5 protein-coding genes and 1 tRNA gene are annotated in these 12,986 nt (G+C 65.5%); 3 read left to right on the top strand and 3 right to left on the bottom strand.

Annotated elements, in window-relative coordinates; genetic code table 11:
• The first annotated feature begins 213 nt into the window (after nucleotides 1-213).
• Entirely contained in the window at nucleotides 214-915 is a 702-nt protein-coding gene (locus ACFWEM_RS24670) for a TetR/AcrR family transcriptional regulator (protein ID WP_378537876.1), read from the top strand.
• Nucleotides 916-973: 58 nt separating this feature from the next.
• Here the strand turns inward: ACFWEM_RS24670 and ACFWEM_RS24665 are convergent, their stop codons facing one another.
• Together ACFWEM_RS24665 and ACFWEM_RS24660 are read right to left on the bottom strand one after the other, a co-directional pair.
• Nucleotides 974-1,372, bottom strand: coding sequence for a holo-ACP synthase (locus ACFWEM_RS24665; protein ID WP_378537874.1), 399 nt, complete (start codon nucleotides 1,370-1,372; stop codon nucleotides 974-976).
• A 10-nt stretch (nucleotides 1,373-1,382) separates the two neighbouring features.
• Nucleotides 1,383-10,691, bottom strand: a complete 9,309-nt coding sequence (locus ACFWEM_RS24660) for a fatty acid synthase subunit beta domain-containing protein (protein WP_378537871.1) — start codon at nucleotides 10,689-10,691, stop codon at nucleotides 1,383-1,385.
• Nucleotides 10,692-11,110: 419 nt separating this feature from the next.
• Here ACFWEM_RS24660 and ACFWEM_RS24655 point away from each other — a divergent pair, with 419 nt between their 5' ends.
• Together ACFWEM_RS24655 and ACFWEM_RS24650 are read left to right on the top strand one after the other, a co-directional pair.
• Nucleotides 11,111-11,827, top strand: a complete 717-nt coding sequence (locus tag ACFWEM_RS24655) for a hypothetical protein (RefSeq protein ID WP_378537868.1) — start codon at nucleotides 11,111-11,113, stop codon at nucleotides 11,825-11,827.
• A 73-nt stretch (nucleotides 11,828-11,900) separates the two neighbouring features.
• Nucleotides 11,901-11,982 (top strand) — tRNA-Leu (locus tag ACFWEM_RS24650).
• Between the two features lie 47 nt (nucleotides 11,983-12,029).
• On the opposite strand, the gene ACFWEM_RS24645 is transcribed toward ACFWEM_RS24650, so the two are convergent.
• Nucleotides 12,030-12,749 carry an aspartate/glutamate racemase family protein gene (locus ACFWEM_RS24645; protein ID WP_378537866.1) on the bottom strand — a complete coding sequence of 240 codons (720 nt, stop codon included), beginning with the start codon at nucleotides 12,747-12,749 and terminating at the stop codon, nucleotides 12,030-12,032.
• Between the last annotated feature and the right edge of the window lie 237 nt (nucleotides 12,750-12,986).

Below are 12,986 nucleotides of genomic sequence, written 5' to 3'. Positions count from 1 at the left end.
CAGGATCGCCGGTGCGCCACACCGCGCAGCAACCTCTTCGGCTACTGGACAGGTGGTCACCTAGTATCGAGTTGTGGCTACAGCATCGGGACTCGTGTGCGCGCACCTGCGCGGTGCGTTTCGACCGATCACGACCGCCGAAGTAGGTGGCCGATGACACCGGATAACGCACAAGTCCCAAATTCGACAGAAAACACCGATAGCCTGGAAGATGTGCAGCCCACGACTCGTCAGCGCGCGCGGCGGCGAGTCGACCCTGCACTGGAAAATCCCCAGAGCCTCGAAGAACCGCAGGAACTGCTGCCGCGCAAGCGTCCGACGCAAGAACGCAGCCAGCGTAAATTCGACGCCCTCCTGGCGGCGTCACGTGAACTCCTCACCGATGTCGGATTCGAATCGTTCACCTGTGAAGAAGTCGCGGCACGTGCTGACGTCCCGATCGGGACGCTCTACCAGTTCTTCGCGAACAAGTACGTCATCGTCTGTGAATTGAACCGCCAGGACCTCGTCGGAGTCCAGCACGAGCTTGCCCAGTTCGGCGGCGAAGTGCCCTCGCTCGACTGGCTGCGGTTCCTGAACAGTTTCGTCGATCACATGGCCGGGCTGTGGACGTCTGATCCGTCGCGCCGCGAGGTCTGGCTGGCGATGCAGTCGACACCGTCCACGCGGGCCACCGGCGTCATTCACGAGAAGCAGTTCGCCGAGACTGTCGCGAAAATGCTGGGACCGTTGACGCCGCGTACGCGGCGAGATCGTCGCCTGATGATGGCGGAAGTCCTTGTCCACGTAGTGTATTCGATGCTCAATTTCTCGGTTCAGGACGGTCAGTCACATGCCGACGCTGTCGCCGAACTGAAGAGGCTGATGATCGCGTATCTCCTCGTTGCCGAGAAGGAATCGCGCACGAAGGACTAGTCGAACGGCAAAGAGCCGGTCTCCCTTTGGGAGACCGGCTCTTTCGTGTCCGGTGGTGTTACTCCGGTTCGGATTCGATGACCGCGAAAGCGCCGGCCATGTCCCCGTCGTGAGTGAGTGAGATGTGGATCGTCACTCCGGTGAGGTGTTTTGCCACGTCACCGCGAAGCCGGATGCCGGGGCGACCCCAGGCGTCCGAGACGACTTCGATCTGATTGTGGATCATCTCCCCCAGCACCGGCGGGCTGGCGAAGAGAGCCGTCGACCAAGCCTTGATCACTGCTTCCTTCGCTGCCCAACGCGCCGCGAAGTGTCGTGCCGGTTCGGAGCTCCGGGTAGCGGCGTCTCGACGCTCGCCCGGTGTAAAGTTGTCGAGCATTGCCGTTCCCGGCCTGTTCAATTGCTCGGCGAACTCCGACACCGTCACGAGGTCGAAGCCGATACCCAGAACTCCCATACCGTGATTATTACTTGCAGCCGGGCAGATTCGAGCGGTACACCTGATCTGCGCCGAGTCGTGCGTCCTCGCTGAGCAGCATGTCCGCTTCGAGCTGACGCGAGGCCTTGGCCGGCGTTCCGTCGGCGCCGAGGCGACGATCCGCCGGACGCTCGTAGAGGCTGTCGCCGCCGCACATCGCCTTGGTGAGACGACGCTGACCGTCGATCGTCCGCTGCTGCGCCGCCGCAACATAGTCCGCGCGCTTGTCGGCCGGAACCGACTCGACGAATGCCTGCGGGTGCACGACTGCGATCAGTCCGGAAACGTGACCGAAGCCGAGGCTGGTCAGCAGTCCGGCGCGCAGCGGAAGCTGCTCACCGAACTTGAGCGGCTGACGTGCCCACACGAGGTGCTCGAACTCGGCCATCTTGTCGTCGACGCAGTCGAGGCTGCGGTTCGGCGGGACGATGCCCTGGCTCAGTACCTGGCAGAGTCCGATCAGCTGGAAGGCTGCGGCACCACCCTTCGCGTGACCGGTCAGGCTCTTCTGCGAGACCACGAACATCGGCGCGCCTTCACTGCGTCCCAATGCCCCGGCGAGGCGCTCGTGCAGCTCTGCCTCGTTGGGATCGTTGGCGGCAGTGGAGGTGTCGTGCTTGGAGATCACGGCGATGTCGTCGGCGCTCACTCCGAGAGCGTTGAGCGAGAGTGCGAGCTGTGAATCCGCTCCCCCACGTCCGGCGCCCAGTGCTCCGAGTCCCGGTGCCGGGATCGAGGTGTGGACACCGTCGGCGAACGATCCGGCCCAGGCGACCACACCGAGGACGGGCAGACCCATCTCGAGTGCCAGGTCACCGCGAGCGAGCAGAATCGTTCCGCCACCGGCCGACTCGACGAATCCGCCGCGGCGACGATCGTTTGCACGCGAGAAGCGGCGATCTTCGATGCCCTTGGCGTGCATGTCCTCGGTCTTCGCAGTGGCCGACATGTCGCCGAAGCCGATGATGCCTTCCGTGCTCAGATCGTCGAACCCGCCGGCAACAACCAACTGTGCCTTGCCGAGTCGGATCTTGTCGACGCCTTCTTCGACGGATACCGCTGCCGTGGCGCAGGCGGCGACGGGGTGGACCATCGCACCGTAGCCGCCGACGTACGACTGAACGACGTGCGCGGCAATGACGTTCGGCAGCGCTTCCTGCAGGATGTCGTTCGGGCGGTTCTCGCCGAGCAGCGTGTCGATGTACAGGCTCCTCATGGAGGTCATGCCACCCATGCCGGTGCCCTGCGTGTTGGCAACCAGGCTCGGGTGTACCCAGCGGAGCAGTTCGCTCGGGGTGAAGCCGCCTGTAAGGAAGGCGTCCACCGTTGCGACGATGTTCCAGAGACCGACGCGGTCGACCGAATCTGCCATGTCCGCGGGGATGCCCCACTTGGTGACGTCGAAGTTGGTCGGGATCTGGCCGCCGACGCTACGAGTCAGCTTCATCTTGCGCGGGACGCGGATCTCGGTGCCTGCGCGGCGGGTGACCGTCCAGTCTCCGGACTCGGCGGAAACCGTCGCCGTCGTGTTCTCCGGATCGGATTCGACGAAGGCCTGAGCTTCGGCCTCACTGCCGACCACGAAGCTCAGATCCTTGTCCAGGAACACGGAGGTGAGCAGCGGAGCGGTGTTGTCGATCATCGCGCCCTCGTCGACGTAGCGACGGATGCCGCAACGCTCGACGACCGCGTCGTGGTACTTGTCGGCGATTTCCGCCTCGGGTACCAGGTCACCGGATTCGACGTCGTACCAACCCGGCTTGGGGTCGTTCTCCCAGACGATGAGTCCGGTGTTCCACGCCAATTCGAGAACGCCTGCGGCAGAGAGCTGCTCGTCGACCTCCATCTCGAAGCGGGTACGCGAGGAACCGTAGGGTCCGAGCTCTCCGGCGCCCACGATGACCACGAGGTCCGCGGGGGTGACGTCCAGTTCGGGCCAGCTCGGAGCCTTGACCGAGTCGTCGATGCGAGCCGGCGCGGGCAGTGCCAGGATGCTGGACTCGTCGACAGCCTCGTCGACAGCTTCGGCGATCTCGGCAACCTCGGCAGCTTCCTTGGCCAAAGCACCCAGATCCAGGTTGGCCTCGGACAGTCCGCCGGTCAGGTCGACCTCGAGCGGAGCCTCTGCAGCAGCGCGACGCGACTCACGCGTTGCCGTCTTCAGTAGCTGGGTCGCCATCTCCTGGGTGGACCAGGTGCGGACGCCCGCTGCTTCGACCGCGTCGACGATCGGATCGTTGTGACCCATGAGTCCGGTTCCGCGAACCCAACCGATGACGGCGTGTGCCAACGTGACCCGCTCGGCCCAGTTGCGCTCGGCCTTCCAACGGTTCACCACGGCGATCAACGAAGCCTTGGCCTCACCGTAAGCACCGTCGCCACCGAACGTTCCGCGGTTCGGCGAACCGGGCAGCACCACGTGCAGGTGCGTGTCGACGTCGCTGTCGTAACCGATCTTCGACAGACCGCCGATGAGGCGCTCCACCGACCAGAGCAACACGCGCATTTCCATTTCGGCGCGAGCGCCGGCGTCGGAAAGTTCACCGCCGACACGGGGAGCTGCGAACGGGAAGAGCATCGTCGGCGTCATGGCGGGCTTGATGAGCTTCTTTGCGCCGCCTGCGTTCTCGGTGGCCTCGTTGCCGATCCAGTCGATCAGTGCGTCGACGTCGGTGTACGACGCCATGTTCGCGGGAACCACCCAGAGGGCGGCACCGGCGCGAGCGTTCTCGCGGTACAGGTCGCGGTAGAAGCCGAGACGCTGACCGTCCAGTCGCGAAGTGGTCACGAATACCGTTGCGCCACCGGCAAGGAGCTTGCCTGTGACCGCTGCCGCGATGGAGCCCTTGCTGGCGCCGGTCACGACTGCGACCTCGCCTGCCCATTCGGGTGCGTCGGATTCTGCCGCCGTAGCCGCATCAGCGATGCGGGTGTAGACCTCGGCGAGCGCCGTGCGGCCTTCGTCGGTTGCACGGGTGGCCCACCACTTCGCCTGGGCGGCAACGGTGTTACCGGCTCCGATGAAGTTCTCGACCGAGAGGGTCTCACTGCCCAGCCAGATACGCGCAAGATCCTCACGCGCACTTGCCCAGCGGTCGTCGAGCAGCACTGCCTTCTGCGCGTCGAATGCCGGAGCAACCAAACGCGGCCAGTCGGAGCCGAGTTCAGCCGAGACCAGGTCGACCAGTTCGGTGTCCTCGACCGTCGCGACTGCTGTTTCTTCGTTCAGTCCGAGCTGCTCGAGCACCAGGCGTGCGGCCGAGGCCAGAACGCCGTTGCGACCGGTGATGTTCTCGGTGAACTCACCCAGAGCGGCTGCGTCGACGGTTCCGCCGCTTCCGCCGCCGGTAGCCGGCAACGAGACGCTGACTCCGCGAGCAGACCCGACCGAGGCAACTGCGCTGTCGATGACTGCGTCCACTGCTGCCGCGTCGGCCAGTGCGCCGGAGCTCAGGCCACCGAGGTCGCCGCCGCGGATGCTGGCGCCGTCACGGGTACCGAGAGCCACTGCTGCGGTGACGTGGTGTGCCCAGCCGTCGCCCAGTTCCCAAACCTTCTTGACGCGGTCGGCGATGTAGCCGGGGCGCTTGCCCGAGGGGCCGAAGACCTTGCGCAGGTGATCGTTGATCGAATCGGAGAGCACCGGTCCGAACGGCTTGTACGTACGGGCGAGCTTGTCGACGGTTGCTCCCAAGGAACCCATGTCGGCGTCTGCGGCACCGTCGATGGCGCCGAGAGACAGCTCGGAGCCGAGGTCGACCAAGAGCTGGTTACGACGCGAGGAGACGCCGTCGCACAGTGCCTCGATCGTGTCGGCGGGGCCGACCTGATCGGGACGGAGCTTGGTCCACAGGCTGATCAGGACCTTCGTGGCATCGGGCGCCTTGAAGGTGAGGTCGTCCGGACGCGGTCCGCCCGAAGGAGCAGCGGGAGCAGCAGCGACCGGAGCGGCAGCTGCGGCGACCGGAGCCGCCTGCGCGGCGGGGGCTTCGATCTCGTCGTCGTCATCGACCGCCGGATCGACGTCGGTGCCGTAGACGATCGCAGCTTCACGCTCGACGTTGAGAACCTCGACCGGGTAGCCGAAGCGGCCCGGCAGCTTGAGGGTCTGCGACGCCAGGTTCGCGACGGTCGGGGCAGCGCCGAGACCGATCTCGACGAAGCGCTCGACCCCGAGTCCACCTTCGGACTCGTCGCCGAACAGCAGGTCCTGCGTCTCGATCCAGCGAACCGGGCTGGCGAACTGCCACGCCAGCAACTCGATCAGGATGATGCGGGACAACTCGTGAGTGCGCGTTGCGTAGCGCTCGAAGTCTGCGAGGACTTCCTGCAGCGGCTCGGACGGCACCAAGTCGGCAATTTCCTGAACGAAGTCACGACGCAGCGAGAACGGCTTCGGCACCAGGTTCGGGATGTAGCGGCCGATCAGGATGTCCGGGTCGATGTCGTGCGGGAGCAAGTCCTGCAGGCATACGCGGAAGTCCGCGACGCCGCCGCGAAGCACGGTGGAGTGGAACGGAACGTCGATGCCGGGGACCTGGATGTATGCCCGCTTGCCACCGAATTCTGCGCGGCGACGGTCGATTTCGATCTCGAGTGCGTCGAGACCGGCTACCGAACCGGCGATGGCGTACTGGCTGCCACGCAGGTTCAGGTTGACGATTTCGAGGAACTCACCGGAAGCCTCGGCGACACCGGCAACGAAGCCCTGCACGTCGTCGTCGGAAACACCGATCTGCGACGGGCGAATAGCGGCCATGCGGTAGTCGGAGCGTCCGGCTTCGTCACGGGGAACGAGCTGGTGCATCGCAGAGCCACGCTGGAAGACGACCTCGAGAAGTGCTTCGAGCGGGAAGACCTCGGCAACAGCGGCGAGTGCGTTGTACTCACCGACCGAGTGACCGGCCAGAAGCGAATCCTCGATGAAGGTTCCGGACTCGCGCAGCTCGGCAACCTGAGCAACACCGAGAACGGCCATGGCCACCTGGGTGAACTGCGTCAGGTGAAGGACGCCGTCGGGATGCTTGTGCTCGACACCGCGCGCCTTGACGGTCACCGGGTTGTCGCGCACGACAGCGAGGATCGAGAATCCGAGTGCCTTGCGGGTGTGCTTGTCGGCACGCTCCCAGACGTCGCGCGCGGCCTTGGAGCGGGCGCGGGCGTCGAGGCCCATGCCCGGGCGCTGGATGCCCTGGCCGGGGAAGGCGTAGACGGTCTTGGGTGCGGCGGTGCGACCGGTGGCGACCATGACCAGTTCGCCGTCGATGCGGCAGCCTACCTCGACGATTTCAGCGCCCTGGTCGATACCGACACGGTCGACGCGGACGTCGATCTCGGCACCGGGGCGAACCATCCCGAGGAAGCGGGCGGTCCAGGCGGTCAGGCGGCGCGGCGGAACGCGGGTCTCGGCCGGGTCGACTGCGGTGACAACCTGCTGCGCTGCGGCGGAGAGCCACATGCCGTGCACGATCGGGGTTCCGAGTCCGGCCAGCAGAGCGGCGTTGTCGGAGGTGTGAATCGGGTTGTGGTCACCGGAAACCTGAGCGAAGGCGCCCATACTGACCGGCGCGAGGATCTTCGCGTCACGGCGACGACGACGTGAGGTGTCGACAGCCGCATCGCTGATCGATCCACCGGCGCGAGCCGGGTCGGCGAGTTCTCCGGCACCGGTGCGGCCGCGGATCGCGAAACGCTCGGTCATGGTGACGACTGCGGGGGCGTCGAGGCCCTCGCCGAGCATGGCACCGACCTCGACCTTGACCTCGACGACGCGACCGAGGTCGGTGTCGAGAACCGAGGCGACCTCGGCGTTGACGACGAGAATGCTTGTCTCGGAGGGAAGCTCACCGACGAAGTCGACGGTGTGGTCGAGGTGGACCAGGTCGAGCATGCCTTCGATGACGGAAAGACTGTCGAGCTTGGCTGCGCCGAGGACGGCGAAGACCGCGGGCCAGCATGCTCCGACGACGACGTCCGGAACAGCCTTGCCGCTGACACTGAGCGTGGCGGGCAGGCCGGAACCGGTGACACCGGCGTGATCGGCGATGCGATCGGGAACCCACGCGACGTTGAGTCGGGCCTTGCCGTTCTTGACTGTCGGAAGTTCTTGTCCGGCAGCAACTGCCAGCAGCGCGGACATCGCACCTTCGGCGTCTGCCTCGGTGACAACCGGAGCGCCGCCGTCGATCACGGACTCGGGGATGGTGATCGTGATGTCGACGGACTTGTCCGCCACCAACGGAACCGAGAGCAGCACGTGCGAGGAATCGACGACGGTCAGGCTGGACCCGGTGGTGCCGTGTACTGCCTTGTCGGCAGACTCCGCACTCCACTCCTCGAGGTCGCCGAGACGACGGACGGGGTTCTGGGTCAGGCGGCCGGCCCACTGGAGGTCAGGAGCCGAGAGGACGGCGTCGAGAAGTCCGGGTGCGGAATCCTGGTGGCGACGGCTCGCAAGTGCAACCGGAGTGGTTCCGGCAGCAACCAATTCGTCGTAGGTGGCCTTCTCGAAACGATCGAGCAGGTCGCCGACCGGCTCGTCGACACGGGTGATGCCGGCGACGGCAACGGTGCCGGGGATGACGCAAACCTGATCGGCGGTGTAGCGGGGATCGTGTGCCTGCCACAGGGAGTCGCTGCGCCACCAGCGACGCACGTCACCGTCGACAACGGGAACGAAGTTGACCGGCTTGCCCGGTGTCTTGCAGAGCGAGATGAAGAACGAGACGTCTGCGGGATGCAGAACGGTCGTCGAGTAGTCCGGGTACGACGCCTGCAGTGCGCAGATCGCAGCCTCGGGACGCTCGAGGGTCTCGGCATCGCCGAACAGTGTGGGGATGGGACCGCGGTCGACCGGGTGCAGTCGCGCCTCGGCGCGCTGGAGCATCTCGCCGAAGCGAGCACGCCAGGTGATGTCGAGCCACGGGCTCGAGGTCGCCTCGACGATGGCGTCCTGAATATCTGCGCCGCAGTCGAATTCCTTGGCGGCGTCGATCCCGACGGTCAGCTCGAGGTAACGACGCAGCCACTGGGCGTACGTCATGGTCTCGACGTCGCCGAAGTATGGCTTGGCGGTGACGTCGAGGGCGGCGATGATCTCGTCGCGGCGCTCGGCCACTGCCTCGGAATCGCCGGCAACCTCGTCGAGGAGGCGTCCGGTACGCGAAGCCGCGTTGTCGATCTCGTGGATGTCGGCACCGAGCTGGCTACGGCCAGAGGCCATTCCGCCTTCGGCAGTACCGGCACCGACCCAGTCCGGCGTACCGGGTGTGTCGACGAGAAGCTGCTTGACCTCGGGAGAGGTGGTGGCCTCGAGAGTCGCCATGGCTGCAGTGCCGACCAGGATGCCGTCGACGGGCATGGCCGGGAAACCGGCTGCGGCAGACCAGCGTCCGGTCAGGTAATCGGCTGCGCGCTCGGGTGTTCCGATGCCGCCGCCGACGCAGATGACCAGGTTCGGACGCGTGCGCAGTTCGGCGTACGTGTCGAGGAGCAGGTCGTCGAGGTCTTCCCACGAGTGGTGTCCGCCGGCGCGGCCGCCTTCGATGTGGACGATGACCGGGAAGTTCGGAACCTCGTTGGCAATGCGGATCACGGAGCGGATCTGCGCCACGGTGCCGGGCTTGAACGCGATGTTGGTGATGCCGATCTCGGACAGCTCGTCGATGAGGGCAACAGCCTCTTCGAGTTCCGGGATACCGGCGGTGACGATGACGCCGTCGATGGGAGCACCGGCAGTACGGGCACGCTGCACGAGGCGCTTGCCACCGAGCTGCAGCTTCCACAGGTACGGGTCGAGGAACAGGGAGTTGAACTGGACCGCGCGGCCCGGCTCGAGCAGCATCTTCAGTTCTGCGACACGGTCTTCGAAGATCTCTTCGGTGACCTGTCCGCCACCGGCGAGCTCGGCCCAGTGACCGGCATTGGCTGCCGCGGCAACGATCTTGGCGTCGACCGTCGTCGGCGTCATGCCTGCGAGCAGGATCGGCGAACGACCGGTGAGCTTCGTGAACGCGGTCTCGACGCCGATGCGGCCGCCGGGGAGCGCAACGGGCTTCGGCGCGAATTCGGACCACGAACGTGAGACCTCAGGCGCAGCACCGGGAGTGAGCAGATTGCGGTGTCCACCGCGGGTGGCTGCGGCGATGATGCCGACGCCCTGTCCACGAAGCGAGGAGGACGTCATGCGGGTCAGCTGATCGCTGGGTCCGAGATCGAGAATCCACTTGGCGCCGGCGGAAATTGCACCGTCGACAGCCTCGACCCAGTCGACCGGATCGACGAGGACACCCTGCGCGAGTTCGCGCGCACGGTCCGCGTCGAGACCGCAACGGGTTGCCCAGCTGCCGACCAGTTCGACGGCCTCGGCCAACGCGGGGTGATGGAAGCCGATTTCGGTGTCGAGAGGATCGAAGGACGGAGCGAAGACGGAACCGCCGCGCTTCTTGCCCTCACGCTCGCGGGCTTCTTCGGCTTCGATCTGCTCGCAGCGCTCTTGCACGCGTGCCAACTGAGCGGGCGGCCCGGCAAGGACGACACGGCGACGGCCGTTGCGGATGGCAAGGACAGCTGCACGCTCGGGAGCGACACCCTCGGCAAGCTCGGCGACGATGGCAGCAAGGCGCTCGGGATCGACGCCCGAGACCGCGACCATCGGCTTCGCGGAGGCGCCGGCGATGACGCCGCGGCGACGGCCGACCAAGCTGGCAGCAGCACCGACGAGTTGTGCGACAGCGAGGAGCTCACCGTCGTCGTTGCCCTGGGCGGCTACGGCAGCCGTGGCAAGAAGGCCCTGCGAGTGGCCGATGACAGCAGCAGGCGGGTTGCCGGCCACATCCAGACCCTGAGCGGAGAGGGCACGCAACGCCGCAAGCTGCGTGAGGAAGACACCGGGGAGCGACACCGGAGCTGCGGTGAGCGCTGCAGCGGAAGGTCCCGCCGACTTCTCACCTTCTTCTTCGTCGACGATCTCGGCTTCGAGCATCCACGCGATCGGATCGAATCCGACCGGGCGAACCACGAGGAGATCCTGTGCGACGGGTGCAAGGCGTGCGGCTGCATCATTGACCAGATCGGTCAGAACGGGTTCCAGGCCGTTGTCACGGCTGAGCTCCTCGAGCGAGGTGAGCCAGGGAGCGCCCTGTCCACCGAAAGCGATTGCGTAGGAAACGCCGTTGTTCAGCGAATCGACGAGGGCACCTTTGCTGGTCGTGCGGGACTGTCCCCCATCGACGCCGAAACGGCGTCCACCCTTCGAGTCGCGTCCGTTTCCTGTAGGTGTCGTGTCATCGATCGTCACGCGTACGTCCTCTCCTGGTCACCTCTGCGGCGAGGTGGGATTTGCGGTGTGCCGCCCGGCTGAAGTGCTCGCGAATTCGTCGAGAGAATCGACGGAGTCAGGGCGTTCGTGCAAGACAAGGTTTACACAGAATCATGAGGATTTCCTCACGTTTGTCGACGCCCTCGAAATCTGGACTTTCAGGGCCGTGATCTTCCTCACGAGAGTTCGAGAAAGTGACTCGCGAGTAGGTCGCGAACGCCCTGCCTGGGACTGTTACCGGGATTTTCAGAAACCTGAGGAACCCCTCATATTTATTGTTACCAATTCGTGACCTCCTTGACGGACGGTCGATCCCGTGCGTTTGCGGCCACAATCTGTCGGACCCCCTCGCTACGTTCAGCGCGTCCACACAGGACAACTTCTCGGGGGGAGAAATCGTGGAAGACACAGACATAGTCAGAGCCGTCGAATTCATCGGCGCCGAACTTCCGCGCGAGGCGTGGCCGCACTGGAATCAAGGCTGGCCGCTCGAGTCCGAAGCGGCCCTTCTCGACGCGATCTTCTCGTCACGCGCCGCGTACGGAACGCCGAGGACCGGAGTCCGCGCTGTCGTCGACCGTTGGCGCACGCACCGGTCGGTGGAGGCCGGCGAACATCTCGACAACTTGTCCGCTCTCGCCGCCTTCACCGACCGTGGCGACGAACTCGCAACGGTTCTCGGCAATCGCCAGCGCGTGCCGGGCAACTACTCCACCAAGGCCGAAGGTGTAGCTCGCGCAGCCAAGGCGCTCGTCGAAGCCGGTTGCCGGTCCAGTGCCGACGTCGAGGACACCGAAATCCTCCGCTCGGCAGTCGTCTCCGTTCCGGGCCTCGGCCCGAGGACCTTCGAGACGCTGGTGTTCCTGTCCGGGAAGTTGACCGCAACCTCGATAGATCTGCTTGCACGGTTCGCCACCGAGGCGAGCAGCAGCGAGGAATTGTTGTCGAGCACCGACGCGGCTGAATTGCTTGTTGCGGTGTCGGAACACCTCGACGTCGATGTTCGGACACTCACCCACGCTGCGTGGCGGTATCAACGGACGGCTGAGCAACCGCGCCGGTCGAAGAAAACCACCACCCCGGCGGCAGCGGATCCACTCGGCGAATCGGCCTGAGAGCAGGCGGGCTCATCCCGACCAGGGTGGTGTTCCCGCGAGCGATTCCACTCGCGTATCCTTTGAATTCCGCGCGCGAGTGGCGGAATTGGCAGACGCGCTGGATTTAGGTTCCAGTGTCTCAGGACGTGGGGGTTCAAGTCCCCCCTCGCGCACAACGAAGGGCCCCGCCGGATCTGATCCGGCGGGGCCCTTCCAGTTCTCAGCGCTTTCGATCCTTGTCCGGTGGAGTCATGTACGTCGTCCGACTAGGCGTCAGCCCCAGACGGACCGAGCTCTCCAACCACGTGATCGCCGCTGCCGTCGGATCCACCACCGGAACATGAATCCCTTTGCCATGCAGCCTGTCTCGGACCGCGCCGGTAACACCGAGCATGCCGGTGCAACCTAGAACGACGGAGTCGGCCTCGCCGTTCTCCACTGCTGCAGACGCCTGATCGGCCAGTCGATCGATCAGCACCTCGCGATCGGTTAGTCCGAGCACCGGCAGGTCCACGACTCGAATACTGCCCAGCCGATTGTCCAACCCGTACCGCCGAGTGAGCGATCGGAGCATCGGCACGACGTTCGGCAAGATGGTCACGACACCGACCCGATCGCCCAGACTCATCGCTGTCAGAAATGACGGCTCGAAGCCGCCGACCACCGGTGCGTCGATGATCTCGCGGGCGGCATGCACTCCGGGATCGGCGAAACATGTGATGAACACACCGTCCACGCCGTCGACTGCCGCTTCTTCGACCCTCTGCACGATCCCGGGACCGGCAAGGGCCACGTCGTACTCACTCTCGATGCTCGCCGTACCCGAGCGCAGCGAAACGACGTCGACCGTCGTACCGGGCGCTGCCCAGTGCTCCACCTCGGCTGCCACAGCAGGCGTGAGTGTGGTGTCGATGACCGGACGAATCACTCTGATGTGCATGAACACTCCCCTGTTGTCGGATATGCCCGAGGTTATCGATGCATCACCGCCGGGAGAATGTGGTCAGTGCCTGGCGTTGCGGGTGAGGATGGGCATAGCGCACATGCTGCTTCCGCGACACGCCGTGGCACGGCCTCTACGACACGCCGTGGCACGGCCTCTACGACACGCCGTGGCACGGCCTCTACGACACGCCGTGGCACGGCCTCTACGACACGCCGTGGCACGGCCTCTACG

Origin of the sequence: Rhodococcus sp. NPDC060176, assembly GCF_042728675.1 — a bacterium.
Taxonomy (GTDB): Bacteria; Actinomycetota; Actinomycetes; order Mycobacteriales; family Mycobacteriaceae; genus Rhodococcus_F.
This window is presented reverse-complemented; position numbering and strand designations above follow the sequence as displayed.

Bases quoted from the DNA above. Each gene is read 5' to 3' on its own strand.
- ACFWEM_RS24665 (WP_378537874.1), bottom strand. From the start codon at position 1,372: ATGGGAGTTCTGGGTATCGGCTTCGACCTCGTGACGGTGTCGGAGTTC.
- ACFWEM_RS24645 (WP_378537866.1), bottom strand. From the start codon at position 12,749: ATGCACATCAGAGTGATTCGTCCGGTCATCGACACCACACTCACGCCT.